18 protein-coding genes are annotated in these 24,541 nt (G+C 42.9%); 12 read left to right on the plus strand and 6 right to left on the minus strand.

Annotation, left to right across the window (positions count from 1 at the left end):
• Positions 1–80: 80 nt before the first annotated feature.
• Positions 81–974: a M23 family metallopeptidase gene (locus tag GNF10_RS15550; protein ID WP_185580982.1), complete on the plus strand. Its 894-nt coding sequence runs from the start codon at positions 81–83 to the stop codon at positions 972–974.
• Positions 975–1,053: 79 nt separating this feature from the next.
• On the opposite strand, the gene GNF10_RS15555 is transcribed toward GNF10_RS15550, so the two are convergent.
• Positions 1,054–2,088: an isochorismatase gene (locus GNF10_RS15555; RefSeq protein WP_185580983.1), complete on the minus strand. Its 1,035-nt coding sequence runs from the start codon at positions 2,086–2,088 to the stop codon at positions 1,054–1,056.
• 357 nt (positions 2,089–2,445) lie between these two features.
• Here GNF10_RS15555 and GNF10_RS15560 point away from each other — a divergent pair, with 357 nt between their 5' ends.
• From GNF10_RS15560 to GNF10_RS15570, 3 genes are read left to right on the plus strand one after another with little or no spacing between them, the layout of a single operon-like run.
• On the plus strand, positions 2,446–3,069 hold the full coding sequence (locus GNF10_RS15560) for a (2Fe-2S)-binding protein (protein WP_185582949.1): 624 nt from the start codon (positions 2,446–2,448) through the stop codon (positions 3,067–3,069).
• Complete coding sequence (locus GNF10_RS15565; RefSeq protein WP_185582947.1) at positions 3,056–4,039, plus strand: xanthine dehydrogenase family protein subunit M; 984 nt, start codon at positions 3,056–3,058, stop codon at positions 4,037–4,039. The genes GNF10_RS15560 and GNF10_RS15565 overlap by 14 nt, the downstream gene beginning before the upstream one ends.
• The gene (locus tag GNF10_RS15570) at positions 4,036–6,249 is read left to right on the plus strand and encodes a xanthine dehydrogenase family protein molybdopterin-binding subunit (protein WP_185582946.1); all 2,214 of its coding nucleotides are present in this window, start codon (positions 4,036–4,038) and stop codon (positions 6,247–6,249) included. Before GNF10_RS15565 ends, GNF10_RS15570 begins: the two co-directional genes overlap by 4 nt.
• 149 nt (positions 6,250–6,398) lie before the next feature.
• Here GNF10_RS15570 and GNF10_RS15575 read toward each other — a convergent pair whose 3' ends face one another.
• The gene (locus GNF10_RS15575; protein WP_185582944.1) at positions 6,399–6,770 is read right to left on the minus strand and encodes a hypothetical protein; all 372 of its coding nucleotides are present in this window, start codon (positions 6,768–6,770) and stop codon (positions 6,399–6,401) included.
• Between the two features lie 664 nt (positions 6,771–7,434).
• Here GNF10_RS15575 and GNF10_RS15580 point away from each other — a divergent pair.
• The 7 genes from GNF10_RS15580 (at position 7,435) to GNF10_RS15610 (ending at position 19,257) form a co-directional block, all read left to right on the plus strand.
• Positions 7,435–7,998: a type 1 glutamine amidotransferase domain-containing protein gene (locus GNF10_RS15580; protein ID WP_185582942.1), complete on the plus strand. Its 564-nt coding sequence runs from the start codon at positions 7,435–7,437 to the stop codon at positions 7,996–7,998.
• A 115-nt stretch (positions 7,999–8,113) separates the two neighbouring features.
• Entirely contained in the window at positions 8,114–8,812 is a 699-nt protein-coding gene (locus GNF10_RS15585) for a DUF4142 domain-containing protein (RefSeq protein ID WP_185582940.1), read from the plus strand.
• Between the two features lie 344 nt (positions 8,813–9,156).
• Entirely contained in the window at positions 9,157–10,302 is a 1,146-nt protein-coding gene (locus tag GNF10_RS15590) for an XdhC family protein (protein ID WP_185582938.1), read from the plus strand.
• Positions 10,303–10,619: 317 nt separating this feature from the next.
• On the plus strand, positions 10,620–12,980 hold the full coding sequence (locus tag GNF10_RS15595) for a response regulator (protein ID WP_185582936.1): 2,361 nt from the start codon (positions 10,620–10,622) through the stop codon (positions 12,978–12,980).
• 230 nt (positions 12,981–13,210) lie between these two features.
• Positions 13,211–17,917, plus strand: coding sequence for a PAS domain S-box protein (locus GNF10_RS15600; RefSeq protein ID WP_260446305.1), 4,707 nt, complete (start codon positions 13,211–13,213; stop codon positions 17,915–17,917).
• 47 nt (positions 17,918–17,964) lie between these two features.
• Positions 17,965–18,573: a hypothetical protein gene (locus tag GNF10_RS15605; RefSeq protein WP_185580784.1), complete on the plus strand. Its 609-nt coding sequence runs from the start codon at positions 17,965–17,967 to the stop codon at positions 18,571–18,573.
• Positions 18,574–18,918: 345 nt separating this feature from the next.
• Positions 18,919–19,257 carry a P-II family nitrogen regulator gene (locus tag GNF10_RS15610; RefSeq protein ID WP_012410794.1) on the plus strand — a complete coding sequence of 113 codons (339 nt, stop codon included), beginning with the start codon at positions 18,919–18,921 and terminating at the stop codon, positions 19,255–19,257.
• Between the two features lie 113 nt (positions 19,258–19,370).
• Here GNF10_RS15610 and rdgB read toward each other — a convergent pair whose 3' ends face one another.
• Positions 19,371–19,949: an RdgB/HAM1 family non-canonical purine NTP pyrophosphatase gene (rdgB, locus tag GNF10_RS15615; RefSeq protein WP_185580785.1), complete on the minus strand. Its 579-nt coding sequence runs from the start codon at positions 19,947–19,949 to the stop codon at positions 19,371–19,373.
• 72 nt (positions 19,950–20,021) lie between these two features.
• On the minus strand, positions 20,022–21,458 hold the full coding sequence (locus tag GNF10_RS15620) for a phosphoglucomutase/phosphomannomutase family protein (RefSeq protein ID WP_185580786.1): 1,437 nt from the start codon (positions 21,456–21,458) through the stop codon (positions 20,022–20,024).
• Positions 21,459–22,097: 639 nt separating this feature from the next.
• On the opposite strand from GNF10_RS15620, the gene GNF10_RS15625 reads away from it, so the two are divergent.
• On the plus strand, positions 22,098–22,607 hold the full coding sequence (locus GNF10_RS15625) for a pentapeptide repeat-containing protein (RefSeq protein WP_185580787.1): 510 nt from the start codon (positions 22,098–22,100) through the stop codon (positions 22,605–22,607).
• A gap of 228 nt (positions 22,608–22,835) precedes the next feature.
• On the opposite strand, the gene GNF10_RS15630 is transcribed toward GNF10_RS15625, so the two are convergent.
• Complete coding sequence (locus GNF10_RS15630) at positions 22,836–23,315, minus strand: plasmid segregation centromere-binding protein ParR (RefSeq protein ID WP_114084958.1); 480 nt, start codon at positions 23,313–23,315, stop codon at positions 22,836–22,838.
• Positions 23,316–23,320: 5 nt separating this feature from the next.
• Entirely contained in the window at positions 23,321–24,490 is a 1,170-nt protein-coding gene (locus GNF10_RS15635; protein ID WP_185580788.1) for a ParM/StbA family protein, read from the minus strand.
• Positions 24,491–24,541: the final 51 nt, after the last annotated feature.

A 24,541-nucleotide genomic window follows, 5' to 3' on the forward strand; every position in this document is an offset into this window, starting at 1 on the left:
CCCCTGCCCCCTGCTCGATCTCCCCACTTCCCACACTCTCCATCTAAAATTTAAAGTTAATGCGCTCTTGATCTGTATACATGACTTTACCCTTTCGTCAACTGTTTCTCTGTAGCCTAGTTAGCGCCTTGGGCCTAGTAAGCATACTGCCAAACTTGAACAGTGCTAACGCTGCTGTAGGTGGTTGCCCGATTCCAGCCCTATCTCGCTTCCAACGCCATAAAGTTGTTCGTGGCGAAACTTTGGAGAGTATAGCGCAGCGCTACAATCTCATACCTACAACTATTATCGGTATGAATCCAGCTTTGCAGAATGGCGCACTTGCACCCGTTGGTAGTGTGCTTCAAATTCCTCCCTACAATGGAATTGTAGTTGAAGTACCTCGCGGTCAAACTTGGCGACAAGTGGCAGCACAATACAAAGTTCGTGCTGATAGCCTTTTTGAGGTGAATGGCTGCCAACAAGACCCCAGAATCGTGTTTGTTCCGGGGGTGAATTGGTCGCCTAATGGTGTTGTAACTAAGTCCCCTTTACCTACTGATGCAGGTACACCAAACCGTGCATCCCTGTCTGGATATCCCTTGGCACAAGTGGCAAATGTAGGATTAGCTTATGGATGGCAAATTAATCCGGCGACAGGTGAAGTTTTCTTTCATAGTGGTGTTGACTTATTAGCACCAGTTGGGAGTAATGTGTTAGCGATCGCGCCTGGAACCGTAGCCTTTGCTAATGACCAAGGTTCTTATGGCAAGTTGGTCATCATTAACCACAGTGGCGGGCTTCAAAGCCGCTACGCCCAACTTGACAGCATCAAGGTTACTGTCGGTCAGCAAATAAAAAAAGGAGACTTACTAGGGACAGTAGGCACTAGTGGAAAACCAACTTCCACTCAACCGCATCTCCATTTTGAAGTGCGTTCTACCTCATCTTTGGGTTGGGTAGCACAAGATCCAAAGGGTTATTTGAAGAAATGAGAAAGTAGGGAGCAGGGAGCAGGGGAGCAGAGGAAGCAAGGGGGAAATAACCAATGCCCAATTCCCAATTCTCAATTCCCTATGCCCAGTTCCCAAATTCGCTAGATTTTATGATGTGCATTCCTGCCTCTGCAAATCTTGCAAATGCTGCATCTGCCTGTTCTGTGTAGTCCACAATATTTGGAACAACAACGGGAGAAGTGCAATCTTCTAAGAGATAAATTTTTTGAGCAAGGGTAGCATCTACCTCTTTAATTTCTGTTAATAGATCATCAATTGTCCAGGCGACGCAATGACTTTTAGCTTGACCACCAATAATAACAGTATCAAATTCTAAAAGTTGCTTAATCAAACGGGTGTTCTTTTGACCAAGTGGACGTTGTTCAAAATCTTCCAACACCTCTGGACGTAAGATTGAATAGTTTTCTGTTAAAGGATTTTCACCCTTAATTTCAAATTGTGTTTGGCTTTGACGAGCAATACTGTGGAAAAATATTGCTTCCTCTACCGATGAAACTAAAGCATGACCAATACCGCCCAATATAGAATGATAAGGCCAAATTGTAAGAGGGTATTTACCATCTTGGCTGAGTTTTCTAACGTAATGATAAGCGTGTTTTTCTAATAATTCATAATCCCCATTAGTAATACTGTCAGCAACTGCTGGATTAACCTTCCAAACACCTTGTTCTATATCCGCTAAAGTGATGTTAGTCGCTGCTGGAGTAGGATGTTCTCCGGCAGCATTCACCCAAAAGATGGGATGGAAGATTTGTGTTGCTGTATGGGTATCTAGAGTAGGTACAATTTTTGTAATTACTCCCAAGTTGCGATAGATAAACTCACACAATCTGATGTTATCATTCACCGCCTCATTCCCAGATTGTCCACCTACGAATAATTCAAAGTTGGGAATGCAAAAAGTATTTTGAACATCAATTAGCAATAGGCAAATACGGTTTGCGTCTGAAGATGCTGCTTTGATGTCATGTTGTTTTACCCAAGCTTCAGATGCTGCGGCAATTTGTTGGTAAGGTACACGCCAAACCTCTCCTACTTTATCGTGATTAAAGTGTGGGGGAATTGGTAGTTGGGTTGTTATTTGGGTGTTCATAATTTCAACTTTTCGATTTTATATTAGGATTTACGCACATTCCCCGAATTCTTCTTTGAGCAAAGCACGATTTCGGATGTCAGAGATTAAGCAGTAATGCTTTACTCAACCCTAACCTCCAATTATTGATACAGCAAATAAATAAAAATATTGTTAGTTTCAGAACAGGATGATAACTATGAATGATACTTATGACATAAATCTTCTGATAGAGAGACGAGAACAAGATGAAATTGTATTCTGTTAACAATGTTATTTTGACGTGAATATTTATAAGGAAAAATAGTTTTTATCAGAATTTAACCCAGAAAAATTACTGAATATTATTACTCAACAAAAGCAGAATGGAGTAAAAAAATGAAGTTTCGCCTAAGACGGCGCAGATTGGGTCAATTTATGCTCGTCAGTACAGTAGCGGCTACGATCAGTAGTTTTGCAGAGAAAACCTTAGCACAAACTCCAATCAAAAGAACTACCCCCATACTGAAAAGTTCGATATCTGAAACTATGAAAGTAACATTACAGGTGAACGGAACAGAACATAGTTTGCAAATTGAACCGCGTGTCACCTTACTTGATGCACTTCGTGAATACATAGGGCTAACTGGCAGTAAAAAAGGTTGTGACCACGGTCAATGCGGTGCTTGTACGGTGCTGGTTGATGGACAGGGAATTAACTCCTGTCTGACTTTTGCCATCATGCACACGGATGCTGCCATTACAACTATTGAAGGTCTGGCGCAAGGAGACAATCTGCACCCGATGCAAGCCGCATTTCTTGCCCGCGACGCATTTCAGTGCGGTTATTGCACACCGGGACAAATTTGTTCGGCGGTGAGTTTAGTCAACGAAGGACACGCTAAGTCAGATGACGACATTCGGGAATTGATGAGCGGTAATATCTGCCGTTGCGGTGCTTATCCAAATATCGTGGCTGCTGTCCGCGATGTCTTAGAAGGAAAAAAAGATGCAGCCGTTTAACTATAAAAAAGCGGAACAAGCGGAAAATGCTGTGGCGTTGGTGGCTCCAGATGCAGAAATCTCATATCTTGCCGGTGGTACTAACTTAATCGATTTGATGAAGCTGAATGTCGAAACGCCAAGAGAGTTGGTTGACATTAATCCATTGCCACTAAGCAAGATAGAAATGCAAGGTAACAATCTGCGGATTGGAGCAATGGCGCGGAATAGCGATGTTGCTTATGATCCGACAATTCAGCAGCGTTACCCTGTGCTGTCTGAAGCGTTGTTGTCTGGGGCATCACCGCAACTGCGAAACATGGCAACGGTCGGCGGAAATCTGCTACAACGTACCCGTTGCTACTACTTCCGTGATACTTCCATGCCTTGCAATAAGCGCGTTCCCGGTTCCGGTTGTGGGGCAATTGAGGGTTACAACCGGATTCACGCAATTCTCGGCGGTAGCGATCGCTGTATTGCCACTCATCCTTCTGATATGGCAGTGGCAATGGTGGCACTCGATGCGGTTGTACAAACACGGGGGCCCAATGGAGAGCGGAGTATTCCACTTGTAGATTTTCATCTTGTCCCTGGCGAGACACCCGAACGGGAAACAGTTTTACAACACGGAGAGTTAATTGTTGCCGTTGACTTACCTGCTTCACCATTTGCAAGCCGATCGCACTATTTGAAAGTCCGCGATCGCGCCTCTTATGCCTTTGCAATCATATCGGTGGCGGCGGCGCTAGATATTCAAAATGGCATCATTCGCTCGGCACGCATTGCTTTGGGTGGCGTAGGAACAAAGCCTTGGCGTGCCTACGATGCTGAAAACGCGCTTTTGAATCAGCCAGCAAATGAAGCAACATTTCAAGCAGCAGCAAATACCGCGATCGCTGGAGCTAAACCTCAAAAATACAACGGGTTTAAGGTTGAACTGACTAAACGCAGCATTGTTAAGGCGCTGACAACAGTAGGAGGGATGGCATGAATGCAGGGGATGCAAATATAGTTGTCGGCAAACCACTCAACCGAGTTGATGGCCATTTAAAGGTTACGGGTGAAGCACGCTATGCGGCAGAGTTTCCCATAGCAAAAATGACTTATGGAGTCACAATTCAAAGTGCGATCGCTAAAGGGAAAATTGCCCAAATCGATACAAAGGCGGCAGAGCAAGTACCAGGTGTATTAGCAGTAATTACCCACCTCAACGCAGCCAAAGCTGATGGAGAAAAAGGCGGCGGTCGCAAGCTGCAAGTACTCCAAGATAACGTTGTGCTTTATAGCGGTCAACACATTGGTGTCGTTGTTGCCGATACCTTTGAACGCGCCATGTATGCTGCTTCACTGGTGCAAGTCCGCTATGAACAAGAGAAACCAAGCATTAGTATGGAGGACAATCTCGTTAAGGCATACTTGCCTAAAACTAAACTCCCTAGAGGGGATGATCCAGATTCATCTTACGGCAATGTTAACCAGGGGCTAGCGACTGCTGCTGTTCGCGTCGAGCAGACTTATACCACCCCAGTGGAAAATCATAATCCGATGGAGCCTCATGCTACAACAGCAGTTTGGCAAGGCGATCAAGTGCTGCTGTATGACGCAACTCAAGGAATCTTTCAGGCTCAACAAAAAGTTGCGGGGGTATTAGGAATTGAGCCTGAGAAAGTCCGCATTATCTCTTATTTTGTTGGCGGTGGCTTCGGTTGCAAAGGGGCGGCTTGGTCACACGTACCACTAGCAGCGATCGCAGCCCGGCACGTTAATCGCCCAGTCAAATTAGTTCTGGGACGGACACAAATGTATGGGCCTGTGGGTTTTCGACCAGAGACAATTCAACAGATTTCTTTGGGTGCAACCCGCGACGGAAAATTAACTGCACTCCGACACACTGGCATTTCTCAGACTTCAAGCTTCGATGAATATATCGAACCTGTTGCTAAAAGCGCCCGGATGATTTACACTTCCCCAAATATCGAAACTAGCCACCGTTTGGTTCCGCTCGATCAAGGAACACCAACCTATATGCGGGCCCCAGGTGAAGCTCCTGGATCGTTCGCTTTAGAATCAGCAATGGACGAACTGGCTTATGCACTCGATATTGATCCGGTAGAACTGCGGCTGCGTAACCATGCTGATAGCGATCTTACTAAAGGATTGCCTTGGTCGAGCAAGTCACTGATCCAGTGCTACAAAATAGGAGCAGAAAAGTTTGGCTGGCAAAAGCGTAATCCTAAACCCCGTTCGATGCGAGACGGCAATTATTTGATTGGCTGGGGTATGGCAACAGCAACTTATCCTACCAATCGTTCTCCGGCATCTGCGATCGCTCAGATTATGGCAGACGGTACAGCCGTAGTGCAAAGTGGTTCTCAAGATATTGGTACGGGAACTTATACTGTAATGACTCAGGTTGCGGCTGACGCACTTGGTTTACCATTTGAGAAAGTTCGCTTTGAACTAGGCGATACAAAGATGCCACAAACTCCCGTTTCTGGTGGTTCGCAAACCGCCGCTAGTGTGAGTTCGGCTGTACATTTAGCGGGGAATGAAGCTCGCAGTAAACTTTTGAAACTAGCACTTGCCGATGAAAAATCACCGCTTTATAGTTCAAATGCTGAAGATGTGATTGCCCAAAATGGCAGCTTTTTCTTAAAGAATAAATCATCTGTAAGCGAAACATATCAAGCAATCTTGGCACGGCATGGAATGAAAACGATCGAAGCGCGTGGAGATGCCAAGCTTACAGACGCAGAAGATAAGTTTTCAATGCACGCATTTGGATCGCAATTTGCCGAAGTCCGCGTTAACCCTGATTCCGGCGAAGTGCGAGTAACGCGCTGGGTGGGAAGCTTTGGTGTTGGACGCATCCTCAACGCCAAAACGGCCAACAGTCAACTCATTGGTGGGATTGTCTACGGTATCGGGATGGCACTGATGGAACATACGATTATAGACCCGAATTTAGGACGCGTTGTCAACCATGATTTAGCTGAGTATCACGTACCAGTAAATGCAGACGTTCCTGATATTGAGGTGTTGTTTGTCGATGAACACGATCCACATATCAACCCGCTTGGTGTCAAGGGGATTGGGGAAATTGGCATTACTGGCACTGCTGCGGCGATCGCTAATGCTGTTTATCATGCCACAGGTAAGCGCGTTCGTGATTTACCAATTACATTAGATAAATTGTTGTAGTCATTTGTCATTGGGCATGGGCAAGAGGATTTGGGGACAAGGGGAAAGACTTGTTTCAAGTTCTCACTTCTTGTCCCCTTGTCTCCTTATCTCCTTATCTCCTTATCTCCTTATCTCCTTATCTCCCCTGCCTCCCCTTCATCAGGCGGTTACGCGATCGCAACGGCCTTCTTACGAGAAGGACGTTTGCGGTCTGATTTTTTCTTCAATCCCACTGCTTGGGCTTGATCGCTATCTGAGCCATATTGCCCGCGCACGACTTCTTTCATCGCTAATACAGCATTATGAAATTCCCATTCTGCTAATCGGGCAGCATCAGCAGCAGCCCGGTATAAAGCTAGTTTCTCAGTTTCGGCTTGTTGATTTCTCAACATCGCCTGATAAACTTCTTGTAACTTTGCTGATGAGGCATCAACACGGGTTGTATTGTAGGTGCTGACGGTTTGCAAACCGTGGAATGAGCTAATATCTTGACTAATGGTTTGAGGACGCAAACGGCGTGTTGTATCTTGGATAGTCATAGAGGTATAAATAGTATTGCTTACATTTAACGTACCCATTACAACTTAAAAGCTATCAGTAAGATAAATTTAAATAGATATTTGGTGAACAATAATTTATAGACGCAAAAGCGCGTAGCGGGCCCAGCCAGTCCAATTATGCGTCAATAACATTGCATTGTGAATGTATTGACTTACATTATGAACGCATCAGTTTGCATTGTGAATGTATCGGCTTACATTATCAACACATCGCTTTGCATTGTGAATGTATCGGCTTGCATTATAAACGCATCGATTTGCATTATGAATTCATCGCCTTGCATTATGAACGCATTGGCTTGCATTGTGAATGTGTCTTACGGAGTAAGTACCAAAACACACCTTAGTTAGATTCTCTATGCCAAATTGTCGTGATACTATTCGGCTTATTCCTGTTATTGCTTGTAGGAGGCAATTATAGAGATTGGTAAACGCAGTTTTTAATAAACTGCTTCTGCTTGGAGAATAGAGCAAAACGACACTACAGCAATGGATACAGCTTATCTAGGGTAAATATTAGTACTATGCTTAACTGTTTTTTAATCAAGAAAAGGCATTGTCATTAATCAAAATTTTGGAGTTAGAAGCAAAGGCAACTGTTGAATCATAACTGCAAATTATTGAAGCCAACCTGGAGACAATCGTGACTAAATTAACAAATTTACGAGTTGCAGTATTAGCAACCGATGGGTTTGAAGAAGCTGAACTTACAGAACCCGTAAAAGCACTCAAAGAAGCTGGCGCACAGGTTGAAATTCTCTCAACCAAATCTGGACAAATCCAAGCGTTTCGGCATCATGATAAAGGCATAACTGTAAATGTCGATCGGGTTCTCGATCGAGCAGAAGCAAGCGAATACGATGCAGTGTTGTTACCTGGTGGCGCACTCAATGCCGATACGCTAAGAATGGGGCCAAAAGTACAATCTTTCTTACAGCAAATACAGCAAGCAGGCAAACCATTCGCCGTCATTTGCCACGCAGCTTGGGAATTGATATCTGCCAACTTGGTGCAAGGACGCACTTTAACCAGCTATTACACAATTCAAGATGACATCCGTAACGCAGGCGGTAACTGGGTGGATAAAGAAGTTGTAGTAGATGGAAATTGGGTAACAAGTCGTCAACCAGATGATATCCCCGCATTCAATCAGGAAATGTTGAATCTGTTTGCACAATTTGCACCAACGGCATCCGGCTCACATTAATCGGTCGTCTGGCTCCTGATTTGAACTCGTCATTACATTAGCGATCGCACCTAACTATCCGATCGCGACACTTTTGTGTTTCAAAATACACTTTTATTTAAGGAAAGCGTTGATTATGTCCAACTTCAAAATATTTTCTACTGGTTTAGCAGCGATCGCTTTGTCTGTCGCAACTGGTTGCACACCAACTACTCCCCGTGACCAAAATACATCGGAAGTTCCATCTGCTCGATCTGTGCAAGCAACTGAGAGTCCATCTCCAACTGCTTCCCCAACTGCATCCCCAACTGTTTCACCAACTACATCAGGGCAAAATAATCTTAGCTCTTCAGACAGACAATTTATCACTGAAGCGGCTCAAGATGGTTTAGCAGAAGTCGAATTAGGACAACTTGCATCACAACGTGGAAGGAGCAATGTAGTCAAACAATTTGGACAGCGTATGGTTCAAGATCATACCCAGGTCAACGCGCAACTCAAACAGTTGGCTGCTCAAAAAGGTGTCACGCTGCCAACTAGTATCGGCAGTAATAATCAGCAAATCAAGCAAAGTTTATCTAGGCTTTCTGGTACTAACTTCGATCGCCAATATCTGAATCAGATGCTTCAAGCTCATGAAAAGGATGTCACAGCATTTCAAACTCAAGCTCAACAGGGACAAGATCCAGATGTGAAAGCATTTGCGGCTCAAACGCTACCAACCCTCCAACAACACTTGGAAGAAGTTCGTTCCATTGTTAATCCTGGTGGAACTTCAAATAGCAGCCCAACTAGCACTCCAACTAGCAGCCCAACTCCAACCAGCACTCCATAAATCCCAAATTTCATCATTAAAAAACCACAAGACCAAAAACTACCGAAAGTAAGTCGATGAGAATAAGCCTATTTATGTTTCGTAAGTAACATAAATAGGCTTAAAACCCTTATTAATGACAAAGTGCAAAGGACAAATCACAAAGGACAAATGACAGTCTCCGCCAGTTAACTTTAATTGTGCCGACTTACTAAAATGTTGGGTTTCGTTCCTCAAGCCAACCTACGATTATCTTTAAATGAAGTGTATTGAATTATAGCTTTAACTAAACTTTATTAGTTTTCATTGTCACTATCATATCCTCAAGCTTCAAAACTACTATAAATAGAAAAATAAGCAATCAAATGAATGAATTACAAGCAATCTTAGAAGGCTTTGAATCCAGTCAAGAAAGTGGTGAAATCACTTTTCTTGCCACTGTAGTTAAAACTCAAGGTTCAACCTATCGCCGACCTGGTGCTAAAATGTTTATGACAAATACAGGTCAGATGATTGGAACAATTAGCGCTGGTTGCTTAGAGAATGACGTATTTGAGTATACTCAACAACGAATGTCAGACGGCAAACCAATTCTTGTTACTTACGATCGCACCGCCTCGGAAGATATTCTTTGGGGTTTTGGTTTGGGGTGCAATGGGGTAGTACAAGTTCTCATCGAACGGCTTGAGAGAAAAAGCATACCCAATGCGATCGCTTTTACACAAGAGTGCTTTCATAAAAAACATTTGGGTATTATTGCTACAGTCTTTGCTTTTGAAGGCGAGGTAGATGTAAAACTTGGGTCGCGCTTACTGCTCTATCCAAATGGTAAAATTGTCACCGACATTAAAGATCCAAATTTAATTGAATCTCTGAGTGCAGATGCTCAAGCGGCCTTTGTTAATCAAAAGTCAAGCGTCAACAACTATCAGTTACCTTTAGGCAGTATAGAAGTTTTCATCGAAGTCGTTCAGCCACCCACACCTTTAGTAATATTTGGTGCAGGTTATGGCGCTGTACCCGTAGCAAAGTTTGCTCAAGCATTAGGTTGGGATGTTACTGTAGTTGATTGTCGAGCTAATGAAACAACTAGAGCGCGATTTCCTCTAGGTTGTGAGGTGATCCTTAGCAATCGAGACATTATACATAAACAGATTTTCATAGATGTTCAAACAATAGCTGTAGTGATGACCCATAATTATCTTGACGATCTAGAAATTTTAAAGATGATGCTACCATCTCCGGCACGTTATATTGGCGTTTTAGGAACAAAGCATCGCACAGAAACATTGCTGCAAGATTTATCTCGCAAAGGGATAGTTCCTACTAGTGAACAATTAAATAGATTGTATAGTCCTGTTGGTATTGATATCGGTGCAGAGACACCAGAAGAAATAGCGATCGCCATCATTGCAGAAATTCAAGCAGTGCTGAGAAACCGCGATAGTAATTTTTTAAAAAATCGTAATCAACCAATTCATAAAAGTTATCAAGACAATTTTAATTTGTGACTAGCGACATAGTGCTTATCTGTTATGATATTCACCCATAAGCAATATAGAAACTGAAACACCAAGCATAGCTATTATTCTCGCGGCGGGTACAGCAAAAAACCTGTTGCTTGATTAAGGATGTCGTTTTTTGCATCACATTGCAGAAATTGCGATCGCTTCAGTTTGTAACCTGTGGTAATAGAATGTCCTTGAAGTTAATTTTTCGATTGCTTGATGTTCATCATCATGTATTTACTGCTTATAAAGCCAATTTGGTCTACATTTTTGTTTAAGTCCCAATAGGATTTCTATATGCAAAAAAAGGTAGTGTTGCGATGAGAATCTTGCTGATCGAGGATGACGAAGTTTTAGCAAGTGTTTTGTTGCAGTCTCTTACCCAACAACACTATGCTGTTGAAATAGCAGAAGACGGACAAATTGGTTGGGAATATGCCCAAGCTACGAACTACGACCTGATATTAACAGATGTGGTACTGCCGAAACTGGATGGTATTACTTTATGCCAGCGCTTACGTTCTAGTGGCTGTTCCACTCCTATTTTATTGATCACAGCAAAAGATGAAACTAGCGATCGCATTCGTGGACTCGATGCTGGTGCAGATGATTATCTAATTAAACCTTTAAATTTGAGAGAACTGCAAGCAAGGGTACGCGCTTTGCTACGTCGCGGCGATACTCCCCGTCCTCCAGTGCTAGAAGTTGGAGCATTGCGTTTAGATCCAAGTATTTGCGAGGTAACATACAACAATCAAGTTCTGGATTTAACACCTAAAGAATATAGTCTGCTGGAAATATTATTGCGGAATCCATTACGGGTTTTTAGTCGGGGAGATATTATCGAACATCTCTGGACTTTTGACGATCCACCCCAAGAGGAAACTGTGAAGTCTCATATTAAGGGGTTACGACACAAGTTGAAAGTAGTTGGAGCCATAGACTGGATTGAAAACGTTTATGGTTTGGGATATCGCTTAAAATCTCAAAAAACTACTAGTAGTGGAAATAGCAAAAAAGAAATAACTCAAAAAAATCTAGTTCAAAAGTCTTCGACACCCGATACATCTCCATCCGTTGAACAACAGTTTAAGCAAGCAATGAATGGGTTGTGGAGTCAATACCAGGGGTTAATGACACAGCGAATGGAGGTATTGCAACAAGCAGCAGCAGAACTCTCTAGCGGCACACTAACTATAGAATTACGTAATTCGGCTGAACGGGAAGCGCACAAGCTAGCTGGTGTTTTGGGAATGTTTGAGCAAGAAACAGGAACTCAAATAGCACGGGAAATTGAACAGATTTTAGCCAAAGAAGGAGATTTATTACCAGCCCAAAAAGACCAATTGCGATCGCTAATACAAGAGTTAGGCGAATTGTTAAACCTAATGGCACAAAAGCTAGTAGATAAAACTGCTACCTCGATTGAGGAAGAGATAAGCTCTAAGTTACTGCTGATTGACCCTGATTTACAACTGGGTTCACAGTTGCAACAAGTGGCATATTCTATGGGAATGCGTTGGCAGCAAATAACAACGTTAGAAGGTGCAAAAAACTTCTTGCAAACGACATCACCAGATTTAGTAGTGCTAAATGTAGATGAAATCGGGCAGCGAGAGGAAACTTTAGCATTAATGTTGGACTTAGCAACACACACTCCTCCTATACCTGTTCTGGCGCTTGCTGTTACCGATCAATTAGTGGATCGTGTAACTTTGGCTCAGTCTGGGGCGCGGGGTTTTCTTCTCAAGCCTGTCACCGCAAATCAAGTTTGGGAAACTGCCTCACAAATCTTACAGTTTACCCGTTCTTTAAAAGTAAATGTATTAGTAGTTGATGATGATCCGCTTATTTTAGCAGCACTAGGCCCAATGTTAGAACCTTGGGGAATGCGAATCACCGGATTGGACGATCCTCTACGTTTCTGGGAGGTATTACAATCTACTGCACCAAATTTGTTGATTTTGGATGTGGAAATGCCCCAAATTAGTGGTATAGAACTTTGCCAGGCAGTTCGCACAGATCCCCAATGGCAGGAATTGCCAATTGTCTTTCTGACGGCTCACCGTGAGATAGAAACGGTGCAGCAGGTGTTTGCTGCTGGGGGAGATGATTATGTGGTTAAACCTGTTGTAGGGGCAGAATTGCTGGCAAGGATTACCCATCGCTTAGAACGCAGCCGCCTACTACAGTCACTCTCTACCAAAGATCCCTTAACGGGACTGGCAAATCAATTTCAGTCTAGCCGCGACTTACAGCGCCTGATTGCTCAAGCCGAAAAAAATCAGCGATCGCTTTGCTTGATGATCTTGAATATCAGCGATTTACGCCAAATTAATATCCAGTACGGCCATGAGGCTGGTAATCAAGTATTGCAACGATGGAGTCGGCTATTCCAATCAGCATTTTGCAGTGGCGAAATATTGGGCTATTGGGGTAACGGAGAATTTGTAGTGGGAATTTCTGGGTTTACGGAAACTGTAACCCTAGACACAGAGAAGCTTGTTGTCAAACATCGCCTCAATGAAATTTTAATTAAGCTTCGCCAGCAAGTATTTACAGCTTCAAATGGCGATCGCTTTCAGGTAACTTGTAACTTTGCTGTGGTTGAGTATCCTAATGATGGACTAAACTTACAATCTCTATACCAAGTTGCTAACTCTATGTTGAAGCAGGGCTAAAAGGCAATAGGAAAGAAGGCTTTTTGAGTATTGGGTAAAGGGTGTATCCAAAACCTTTCCCATTTCCCTTTCCCCTTTAACCTTCAATGATGCTGATAACCGTATTACTGCTGTAACATTTAAAGACAGTATGTAGTTTTACTATAGTTAAATATCTTAATGATCAACTATAGATACAATCACTATACCAAGTTGTTCTATCTATACCAGGAGACATTAAGGAGTGGGTGATGAGCGCTAAACAATTGGAGCAGGTGAAGCAATTGCAAGCTACCCTCACCAAGATGGAAGTAACATTAGGTGCGATCGCTGATGCTGTAGTCTGGGTAGGAGAAGACCGACGCATTCAATGGTGCAATTCTCATTTTGAATCTCTGGTAAATCAACCCCACGGTAATATCTGCGGCGCAAAATTAACTGACTTACTACCTTTAGCACAAGCAGGAAAACCAGCCTATCCTGATGTGCAGATACTCAATGGAGAGTATGAAACAGGAAATTATCAGTACCAGCAGGGTAAGCAAACTTTAACACTACAAATTTCTGGTAGCTGTACCGAACTGACTGACGATCGATGTGCAATACTGGTGATTCGGGATATCACGCTAACGAAACAAACTCAAGAATCTTTGCAAGAGATTGAAGAGCGATTGCAGACATTAATTAATGCTACACCCGATATTATCTGCTTAAAGGACGGCGAGGGAAAATGGTTGCTGTCAAACCAGGCTAACCTGGAATTTTTAGAGATACAAGGGGTTGATTATCAAGGTAAAACAGACTCCGAACTGGCAGAATTTAGCAATTTTTATCACGATGCTTTACTCAACTGCAACGAAACAGATGAACGAGCTTGGCAGTTGGGCTGTGTGCATCGGGTAGAAGAAATTATACCTCGACCTGATGGGACAGTTAGCAGTGTCGATATGATTAAAGCTCCCCTATTTTACCAGGATGGTAGACGCAAGGCTCTGTTGGTTTTAGGAAGGGATTTGAGCGAACGCAAACAAACTCAAGTAGCCTTAGAAAACTCTTTGTCTTTGTTAAGCGCTATCTTTGAATCGATTCAAGACGGTATCTTAGTAGTCGATAGTTTAAGTAATATTACTACTCATAACCAAAAGTTCTTAGAAATGTGGTCAATTCCACCAGAACTTTTGACAGAACCAGATCATCCTCAGCGACTAGGGTATTTGGCAAACCAGCTAAAAGACCCCGATGGATTTTTGCAACGAGTCCGAGAATTGTATTCACAGCCGGAAGTAGTTAGTTATGATTGCTTAGAACTACAAGATGGTAGGATATTTGAGCGATATTCCTGTCCTCAGCGCGTTGGCGAACAGATTATTGGTAGAGTGTGGACTTTCCGCGACATCACCCAACGCCAAAGGTCAGAAGAAGCACTAAGACAAAGTGAGTTGCAATATCGCACTATTTTTGAAGCAATCAATGATGGACTATTTATTACTGATATAGAGACTGAAAAAGTCGCTGAAGTTAATCCTGCGGCTTGTCAAATGCACGGTTATTCTTATGAAGAATTTCTCACTTTACATCCATCTGTCTATATTCACCCAAACTCACATTCAGTTTTTCTAAAATTTCTTGAAACAACGCGATCTGGTGAGCAATTTTATGGGCAAGCAGTTGATATCTGCAAAGATGGTACTTTAATAGATGTAGAAGTCAAAGGAAGCACTTGCATTTACAACGGTAAGCCACACATCTTGGCAGTGGTGCGCGATATTAGCGATCGCAAACGCACCGAAGAAGCCTTACGACAAAGCGAAGTCCAATATCGAGATTTGGTGCAAACAGCTAACTGTATTATTCTGCGTTGGGACGGCAACGGTGACATTATATTTTTAAATGACTACGGTCAAAGGCTTTTTGGCTTCGATTTAGATGAAATTATCGGGCATAATGTCATCGGCACGATTGTTCCAGAAACCGAGACTTCTGGGCGCGACTTACAGACATTAATGGTTGATATTTGTCAATACCCAGAAAATTATCTATTCAACGAAAATGAGAACTTATGCAAAAATGGCGATCGCGTCTGGATAGTCTGGGCAAATAAACCTATATTAGATGCACAAGGAAACTTAATCGAAATTCTTTCAGTAGGCACTGATGCCACAGAACGCAAACGCGCTCAAGCAGCCCTCCAGCAAAGCGAGTTAAAGTTCCGTAGCATCGTTGAAAATGCCAATGATCTGATATTCGTCCTTAACCTAGATGGAATCTTTACCTATCATTCGCCTAATGTTACCTCAATTATGGGATACAGCCTAGAGGAAATAGAAGGTCATTCTGTGGCAGAGTTTACCAAACCGGAAGATTTAGCAACTAGCGCCGCAGCATTACAAAGGGCTGCTACTGGAGAAAAACTGACTGATATTGAGGTGCGATTAAGACACAAAAATGGCAATTGGCGATGGTTCAACTTTAATACTTCGACAATTAATCCTCAGAGTGGCACAGTTGCTATTTTGGGTGTAGGGCGTGACATTACAGAACGCAAGCAAGCAGAAGAAGCTTTGCGGCGTAGTGAAATGAAATACCGCAACATCTTTGAAAATTCTCAAGTGGGTATTTTCCGCACTCGGCAACAAGATGGATTGATTATCGAGGCTAATCAACGCGGTGCCGAGATTTTAGGTTTTGCCTCTGCTGCTGACTTGATTGGCAAGTTCTTCACAACTGACTTATATGCTAATCCAGACGATCGCACACGGATGTTAGCAGAGTTAGAAAAAGACGGTGAAGTTCGTAATTTTGAAGTAGCACTACAGCGACTCGATGGTTCGGCTGTTTGGTTACTCTTGTCACTCCGTCTCAACGCCGAAGAATCCTGTTTGGATTCAGTTTTTACAGATATTAGCGATCGCAAACAGCAAGAACAGGCTTTACACTTAATTGTTGAGGGTACAGCAGCAAAAACAGGTAATGAATTCTTCAATTCCTGCGTTCGTTACCTGGCTGAGGTATTGCAAGTTCAATATGCCCTAGTTACTGAGTTTCATGATGAGCAGAAAACTAAAGTCCGCACTTTAGCATTTTGGTCTTGCGGGGCAATTAACGAAAATTTGGAATACCATTTGCACGGCACTCCTTGTCAACATACCTTGGAAGGCAATATATGCCACTACCCCCAAAGAGTGCAAGCTGCTTTCCCTGAAGATGCAGATTTAGTGAGGATGAATGCTGAAAGTTTTTTTGGCGTTCCTCTCACCAGTTCCTCTGGGGAAATCATTGGACATCTAGCAGTGATAGATGTCAAACCAATGAAGCACGATCCGGGACGGGAACTGATTATCAAAATCTTTGCTGCCCGTGCCGGTGCCGAATTAGAACGCAAACAAGCAGAAGCAGCCCTACAAGAAAGCGAGTTAAAGTTTCGCACTATCGTCGAAAAGGTCAATGATGTGCTGTTTGCGATGAGTCCTGATGGGGTTTTCAAATATATTTCCCCTAATATTTTGAATACTACAGGATTTGCTCCCAGCGAAATGGAGGGTAATTCTTTGACATTCTTTACTCATCCCGACGATGTGCAAAAATGTCAAGAAGTCGCCCAAACTATCCTCACAACCGGTGAGGGAATTTCGGGGACTGAGTACCGCGCCAAACATCGTACTAGGGGCTGGGTTTGGCTAACTTCTAATGCAGTCCGCACACAAGATGCCCAGGGTAATTTCCAGATTGTAGGTGTAGCTCGTGATATTAGCGATCGCAAACAAGCAGAAGCCGCCCTGCAACGTCGGACTCAAGCAGAAAGTTTACTCAGTAGCATTTCTCGCCAATTTATTGACCAAAATTTAGAAACAGCAATTAATTTTACACTCCAAGCGATCGCTGAGTTTATTAGTGCCGAACACAGTTGCATCTTTGAATGCTCCCAAGATCAACGTGAATTCCACCTCATCCATGAATGGTGTGGTGAAGATGTTGCACCATTGATTGATATTGCCAAAGGTTCGCCTGTAGAAGTTTTCCCCTATTTCTACGAACCGATTCTCCGTGGTAGGCATCGACAAATCTCTTGTGTGGAAAATTTACCACCCCATCTACCTGAGCGAAAAGTTTTTGAAAGTATGTCGTTTCAGTCTTTACTAGCAGTGCCAATGGTTCATGCTGGCAATGTAGTGGGATTTGTTGGTGCAGCGATGATTCACTGCTCGAAAACCTGGAGTCAAGAAGATATTAATCTATTGAAGCTGGTAGGTGAAATAATTGCGATCGGTCGAGCCAGACATCAGGCAGAAGAAGCGCTGAGAATTGCCAAAGAAGCAGCCGAAACTGCCAACCAAGCTAAAAGTGCTTTTCTCGCTAATATGAGCCACGAACTCCGCACGCCTCTTAATGCCATCCTAGGTTTTTCTCAGTTAATGGAACGAGATACTAGCCTCAACTCAAACCAACGTGAATCTTTAGCTACCATTAACCGCAGTGGCGAACACTTGCTCAACCTGATTAACGATGTCCTAGAAATGTCCAAAATTGAGGCTGGACAAATCATTTTCACCCCTGAAGACTTCGACCTTTATCTGCTATTGCAAACATTACAAGAAATGTTTCAGGTAAAGGCACAAACAAAGCAATTATTCCTCAGATTTGAAATTGCTCCCAATCTTCCCCGTTATATCCAGACAGATGAGGGGAAACTCCGCCAAGTTCTCATTAACCTTTTAGGTAACGCCGTCAAGTTTACTCAAACAGGCGGAGTAACGTTACGAGTCAGGTTGGGGAGTGAACAAGGAGCAGGAGAAGAAGCAAGGGAGCAGGGAGCAGAGAGCAAGGAAAAAGAATTTTCCCCTCTGCCCCCCGCACCCCGCCCCTCTGCATCTTTCCAATGCCCCAATAACAAATCTTTGCCCTTTCGGAATTTTTCTATTATTCTTGGGCATAGTTTCAGGGCTGACTATCTCTGTTAGCATCTCTGTACGATCTACTTACCTTGATTTTTAATACCAAGCCACCGATGCGAACAACCATAGGTTCTGTTCACAGAAATTCGCCAACACCGACTACTCAAGCCTACCCTCCCTCTGTACCACTATCTGTATACAGAGAATTGTCAGCAGAGTTGCAAGCAGCACAGGCGAGGCTAAATGCACTCACTACCCAAAATCAGCAACTAACACAAGAAAATCAACTATTACGCCAAGAAATTATCAAAGTTGTTGATTCTTTTTCTCATTTGCAAAATTTTGTGGATTCCCATGTTACGCGTAGCTATCAGCAAGCCACCCAAGCTTCTAGCGATGTGAAAAGTGCTGCAAAAGTGCCAGTAACTCAAGCGCCTCCACGCCAGCAGGTTGCTCATCCGCGTCCACCTGTTGTCTCCAAAGCCCCACCCGAAAAAAGCCGCCGCCAAAACTTTGCAACACCTGTAATGGAAATGAATTTCCCCATACAAGAACCAGTTTTTATAGAAGAGCAACAAGTAACTTATTATTCCACTACTGAGTCAGATCCCAAGGGACTCAATGGCTGGTGGTTAATTATCACCATCTTGCTAATTATGCTTACTGCCTTTAGCGCTGGATATTTCGTTGTACGTCCCTTGTTTGAACATCAGAAACGTTAGTTGACATTCCCACAGTCAGCAGCAGGCTAACGAACAATTTCTCTGCAATCACTCTCTAAATATCTGAAGATATCTGCTAAATAGCGGAATTTATCTATTTTTAGGTTATAAAAGCTACATAATATGCTAGCTTGACAGCAAATTCTTTATATTAGAACCTCAAAGATTATTTAATTAATAAATCCTTGCTGGTTCTCATGTCTCAAACATCAGGCAAAGAATCTACACTTTAAAAAAGTGGTAATTATTACATATCTTTTAGGAAAAGCACTGGTAGTTACAGCTTCAGACAAAGGATCTGGTTAGATATATAAACGAAGCTAGTAGAAGTCAGGAGTCAAAAAGATGAAAAAAGTAGAAGCTATTATCCGCCCATTTAAGCTAGATGAGGTAAAAATTGCCTTGGTTAACGCAGGTATTGTTGGTATGACTGTTTCTGAAGTTCGGGGGTTTGGACGGCAAAAAGGCCAAACTGAACGGTATCGCGGTTCTGAGTACACCGTTGAGTTTTTACAAAAACTCAAAGTGGAAATCGTCGTTGACGACAATCAGGTTGATATGGTGGTAGACAAAATTATTGCTGCTGCCCGCACTGGTGAAATCGGCGATGGTAAAATTTTCATCTCGCCTGTTGAGCAAGTGATTCGGATTCGGACTGGCGAAAAGAACACAGAAGCAGTTTAAAAAAGTTATGAGTTAAGAGTTATGGGTTGTGAGTCAGGACTAAATGAATGAAGATTTAACAGAATTCATAAATCCTAACTTTTGTAGAGACGCGATTAACCGCGTCTCTACTCCTAACTCCTAACTCTCTCCAGTTGCGGGAGTAAAGCTGTAAAAGCCTTGCCTCGATGACTTATTGAACCCTTCAACTCTCGTGTCATCTCAGCAAAAGTCAATTGCAACTCTTGGACATAAAAAATTGGATCGTACCCGAAACCACCCTCACCACGAGGTGCGTGAAGAATTTCACCACGACAAATACCTTCAGATTGTAATGCGATCGCACCATCAGGACTAGCGATCGCTACTACACAAACAAATTGTGCTTGTCGATTTACCTCGTTGCCTAATTCTTTCAATAACCTAGCAATCCGTTCTGAGTCGGTTTTGGCATAACGTGCAGAATAAACGCCTGGTGCGCCATTTAGGGCATCTACTTGTAAGCCAGAATCATCAGCAATCGCCCAGTTTCCCGTAGCTTTAGCAATTTGTGACGCTTTTAGACAAGCGTTTGCGGCAAAGGTTTCGCCCGTCTCTTCAATGTCTAATTCTTCAGGTTTGAGGGTTAATTCCCAACCAGAATTTTCCAGGTAAGCCTGCATTTCTCGCAACTTACCTGGATTTCCTGTAGCTACTACAAGTAATTTGGTCATTTGTCATTTGTCATTGGTCATTGGTCATTAGTCATTTGTACTTGGTAAATGACTAATGACTAATAATGAATTTTACCCTGCCCACTGTTTCGCCCAAGCAAGAGTTTGATGCACTTGTTCAATTGTTGAGGCTTCGCAGTATAGCCGTAAAACTGGTTCAGTCCCGCTAAACCGAATCATTAACCAGCTTTTATCGGCGAGGCGATATTTGTAGCCGTCAATTGTTTGGCAATCAATTACTGCTTTACCTGCAATTTCTGTTAAGGGTTTGGTTTGCAGTTGTTGCAAAAGACGCGATCGCACTTCCATACTTGCTAAGGGTAAATCAATGCGATCGTAAGCTGAGGTAAAACCTGTCTGTTTTTGCAAGTAGCGATTATATTCCCCTAAATCCAAACCAGATTCTACGATCGCCTCTAGGACGTACAATGCTGAAAGCAGGGCATCGCGTTCGGGAATATGGCTGCCATAGCCAATTCCTCCCGATTCTTCGCCACCTAGCAACACTTTTGCTACTAACATTCTGTCAGCAATGTATTTATAACCAACTGCTGTCTCAAACACTGACAGGTTATGCAGTGCTGCTACAAGGGGCATCAAGTCGGAACCACTGACAGTTTTGACTATTTCTCCAGTAAAACCGCGCCGCAGGGTTAAATGGTCGATTAATATCGGGATTAAGACTTGGGAACTTAGGAAGTTTGCTTCTCCATCCACTGCTGCAATGCGATCGCAGTCTCCATCAAATACCAACCCCACTGTTAAACCCGATTTATCGGTTTCTCGGTGAGTCTTGATGACTTCAAATAACTTTGAAAGGTATTTAGGTAAGGGTTCCGGCGCACCACCACCAAATAGGGGATCGCGTTCTGAGTTGATTTCTTTGACTTGATTGCCTAGTAGTCTCGCCAATCCGCCAGCCGCCGCGCCGTGCATGACATCAGCAAATAACGTTAATTTGCCAGATGCGATCGCTTCTCGAAGTTTGGCGATATCAACTTTACGTTCTAGTGCGTGGATATAACTGGGCCAAGGATCGAATTTTTCTTGCTTACCTGGGGTAGCTGCTAGTGGTACTCCCACCGCCAACTGATCTTCTATCTCTTTTGTGACTTCTGGCGGTACTGATCCACCAAAATAACCCTTGACTTTTAAACCCAAATATTTACCAGGATTATGGCTGGCTGTAATTACCAGTGCCCCTAAAGCATTGAGTTCTTTTGCTGCCCAACTATAAGCTGGGGTTGGGGCATAGCTCTCGCTCAGTAGCACATCAAATCCGACAGCACTGACAGTATCGGCAACAGCACGAGCAAAGTCTTCAGCCATGAATCGGCGATCATAACCGACAATTATTGTCCGGCTACCCACCGTAGAAAAATATGTATCATATAATACTTTTGCGGCAACTGGCGCGACCAGGGCTAGGCGTTCAAAGGTGAACTCGTCACCAATAATGCCCCGCCAGCCGTCTGTACCAAACTTGATTGAGTTAGCTACAACTGGCATCTAGGTATCCTAACTGTCTACTTGAGGATTCTAGCATTTATACAGTGTGCAGAGTAAAAAAAGAATCTAGTAAAAATATGTACTAAATAATATTCAACACAAAATTTGTGATGAATTTTTTAAAATCTAGGAGTAGCTCGGGTAGAGGAACAAAACCAAATACTAAGAATCCTTGATTTTGTTAGTTGAACAAAGTTAAACCCAACCGACAAATATTTGATTTTTTCAGAGTAATAAAAGATTCGCTAACTGGGTACTCAGAAATGTTTTGGTTATTTGGGCTTTGGCTAGTTGTCTAGTGGGGAAAATCGGTGATTTGAAAGTTGATATTAAATGTGGGATCGAAGAAGATATGGCAGAGATTAAGTAACCTGAGTTCGGGATAAGAAATCCTCAAAAGCCTTGAATTATCGTTGTTCGGTCTAAAGCTCTGTTTTCATCTATTGTCAATAAGACATATTGCTGAGATTAGTTTCATTTGTGAACCTTATTGACAAAATGATTCCACTTTTATCCCTGCTTTGACCAATTCCAGTTTTATTCAATCCTGACAGAATAAGCTTTTTAGCTTCTGGCTTAACCCGAACTCAGGTTAAGTAAGTTATTTTTGTATGCGTTAATTAATACAAAAGGCGAATTATGAACGGTAAAGAATTGCTCACACGCTACGCTGCTGGGGAAAGAGATTTTAGCGGGGTCGATCTCAAAGGAGCTAATCTTAGTGGAGTCAGTCGTCGCTTTGACGTTGGAGCTTATGACGAACCCTACCGCCAGGGAATCACTTCTGATTTGAGTGGGATTAATCTCACTTGTGCCGATTTGAATGAGGCCAACTTGACGGGAGTCAATTTGGAAGGAGCCAACTTAAGCAATGCCAACTTGACTTGTGCTAATTTAAACCAGAGCAATCTCACTAATGTTGATCTGAGTGGAGCTAACTTGAGCGAAGCCTTCCTGGAGTGTGCCGAGTTAGATGGTACTAATATGAGATGGGCTAACTTGTTTCGTGCTGAAATCAGAGTTAGTGATGTATTTTGTCCCGACCTGACTGGAGCGAAGAATGTAGATACCGTCAATTTCACTGGTGGGATTATACATTTGACTTTGGAAGACGGAACTGTTATCGACACCACTGACAACGACTGGTAAATTAGCTGTTTCTTGAAAATCAACTAATAGAGGAGCTTGCAATATTGGTTTTCAATTTTTAATTCACATTAAACATGATTTATAAAAAGTATTTTATGGATGTCGCTTTGTATAACTTGATGAGACGCGATCGCATTTCTAAAAATATAAACATTAATAATCCTTAATAGTATTCACTATTAAGGATTGTTAACATGAGCAAAAACTGCTCACAAACGTGATTTTTCCTTAAAAATCATCGAGAAACTGACTAAGGCGACTGATTACGGGGTCAACCTCTTGAGGAGGGGTAGCAACAGTATAAGAAGTATTATTTACTACTTCTAATTGACTTGGAGACGGAATGAACGATCGATCATTGACTATGAGCGCCAGTTGTGCAACTTGTTGAGAAAGTTGCAGTAGATGATGTTCCATCGCCTCCAAACGATTAGATCCCTTGGCAAAGAAACGTTCCTCAAGTCCAGCCACTTGACGTTGCAGTTCACCGATTTGCTGTTCAATCGGTGTTGTTGCTGCTGTTTGTGGAGCAGGTTGTACAGATTCCGGTACACATAAAGATTGCCACAAGGCTTCTTTACAGAGGTCGCTGAAAGTCTTGTCTGGTTGTTTTTCCAAATAACTTTCTACTTGCGCTAACAAGCTTTCATCAGCAAGCTCTGGGTTGAACGTGACGGATTTAACTACCTTTTTTGACCATTGGAACATCAGCTTTATGCCCTAGCAGCGCGATTGGAGGATAATTGTGCCTCTCCATAAATATACTGCCCCAAAGCATTCGCCTGACGGGAAGGTGCTGCTAAATGAGCATTAATCTTTGCTTCCTTGAGCAGACGTTGAACGTCGTCCCAGAAGAACTCACCACCGCCACCAGTGAGAATCACATCGGTGACGCGTTCTGGCAACCAGGCTAGCACACGGCTACAGATTTCGCGCGAAAACATCTCTGTAAGGTTGGGAAGAAAATCGTCTAGGTTGGTGGGCTTGCTAGCGCCTTTAGGACGGTAATAGCGTTCACCTCTGGGTTTGTTCACAGCAGAAATCAGCGCGAGAGATTGACTATCTGCTCCCTCGATTTCGGCAGACACCAATTCATAAAACTTATTCATACCGAAGTCTTCGCTCTTAGAAGCACCTCTGGCAAAACGGAAGTTATCTACCATCAAAAGATCGACGGTTTGATGTCCAATATCAACGATCGCTACCGATATTTTTGTAAAATCGGGACTGCTAGGACTTTTCTTCGGTTGAGCTTCAGACCATAGCAGGCTACCGTAGCCTTCTGGCATTACCCATACCTTACTCACATTCAACGATATAGATTCGCCTCGGAAGTTCAAGACATGAGGGCCACCTACTTGGCTAATCAACTGTGCTTTTTCCTTTTCAAATTGCTCTAAAGAAAGAAAAGGCAGACCAAGTACAACTGAGATATCGTCTCTGAGTTTGAAGTAGCCAGCACTTGCTAACACTTTTACCAGTGCAGCCTCTACCTTAGATTGGCCGACTCCTAGATTGGCCCCAAAATCTGCTGCTAGTTGACCAACAGCATATCCATTTCCTTGATACTCCAGCCACAAATCCATTAAGGGATCAGTAGCTCTGGCTTCAAAAACACCACCGCGTACTTGTTCTATTGACATCTGCTTGACGTTGGCAGGTACGAACACCACATTACCGGGTTCACGACTCACACAAGTTTTTGTGGAAGTTCTACCTAAATCAACACTGAGAATGGTTTTCCCGGAACCACCGCCTGACTTGGTAGTAGCAGGAGGATTATTATTAACAGCATTTATGGGAGTCGTCGATGCTAACGGCTGCCTATTCATGGGTATAGCAGCACTATTCATAGGGTTAGCGGCGGAAGGTTGGTCTGTCATGAAAGCTCCTAGTTCAAACTTAACTGTAAAAAGTTGTCATGCTCATCTTAC

Origin of the sequence: Nostoc sp. UCD121 (assembly GCF_014222285.1) — a bacterium.
GTDB lineage: Bacteria > Cyanobacteriota > Cyanobacteriia > Cyanobacteriales > Nostocaceae > Nostoc.

What these genes read in the sequence shown, in the direction of transcription:
- GNF10_RS15550 (WP_185580982.1), top strand. Translation starts at nt 81, where the DNA reads ATGACTTTACCCTTTCGTCAACTGTTTCTCTGTAGCCTAGTTAGCGCC.
- GNF10_RS15555 (WP_185580983.1), bottom strand. Translation starts at nt 2,088, where the DNA reads ATGAACACCCAAATAACAACCCAACTACCAATTCCCCCACACTTTAAT.
- GNF10_RS15560 (WP_185582949.1), top strand. Translation starts at nt 2,446, where the DNA reads ATGAAGTTTCGCCTAAGACGGCGCAGATTGGGTCAATTTATGCTCGTC.
- GNF10_RS15565 (WP_185582947.1), top strand. Translation starts at nt 3,056, where the DNA reads ATGCAGCCGTTTAACTATAAAAAAGCGGAACAAGCGGAAAATGCTGTG.
- GNF10_RS15570 (WP_185582946.1), top strand. Translation starts at nt 4,036, where the DNA reads ATGAATGCAGGGGATGCAAATATAGTTGTCGGCAAACCACTCAACCGA.
- GNF10_RS15575 (WP_185582944.1), bottom strand. Translation starts at nt 6,770, where the DNA reads ATGACTATCCAAGATACAACACGCCGTTTGCGTCCTCAAACCATTAGT.
- GNF10_RS15585 (WP_185582940.1), top strand. Translation starts at nt 8,114, where the DNA reads ATGTCCAACTTCAAAATATTTTCTACTGGTTTAGCAGCGATCGCTTTG.
- GNF10_RS15590 (WP_185582938.1), top strand. Translation starts at nt 9,157, where the DNA reads ATGAATGAATTACAAGCAATCTTAGAAGGCTTTGAATCCAGTCAAGAA.
- GNF10_RS15595 (WP_185582936.1), top strand. Translation starts at nt 10,620, where the DNA reads ATGAGAATCTTGCTGATCGAGGATGACGAAGTTTTAGCAAGTGTTTTG.
- GNF10_RS15600 (WP_260446305.1), top strand. Translation starts at nt 13,211, where the DNA reads ATGAGCGCTAAACAATTGGAGCAGGTGAAGCAATTGCAAGCTACCCTC.
- GNF10_RS15605 (WP_185580784.1), top strand. Translation starts at nt 17,965, where the DNA reads ATGCGAACAACCATAGGTTCTGTTCACAGAAATTCGCCAACACCGACT.
- GNF10_RS15610 (WP_012410794.1), top strand. Translation starts at nt 18,919, where the DNA reads ATGAAAAAAGTAGAAGCTATTATCCGCCCATTTAAGCTAGATGAGGTA.
- rdgB (WP_185580785.1), bottom strand. Translation starts at nt 19,949, where the DNA reads ATGACCAAATTACTTGTAGTAGCTACAGGAAATCCAGGTAAGTTGCGA.
- GNF10_RS15620 (WP_185580786.1), bottom strand. Translation starts at nt 21,458, where the DNA reads ATGCCAGTTGTAGCTAACTCAATCAAGTTTGGTACAGACGGCTGGCGG.
- GNF10_RS15625 (WP_185580787.1), top strand. Translation starts at nt 22,098, where the DNA reads ATGAACGGTAAAGAATTGCTCACACGCTACGCTGCTGGGGAAAGAGAT.
- GNF10_RS15630 (WP_114084958.1), bottom strand. Translation starts at nt 23,315, where the DNA reads ATGTTCCAATGGTCAAAAAAGGTAGTTAAATCCGTCACGTTCAACCCA.
- GNF10_RS15635 (WP_185580788.1), bottom strand. Translation starts at nt 24,490, where the DNA reads ATGACAGACCAACCTTCCGCCGCTAACCCTATGAATAGTGCTGCTATA.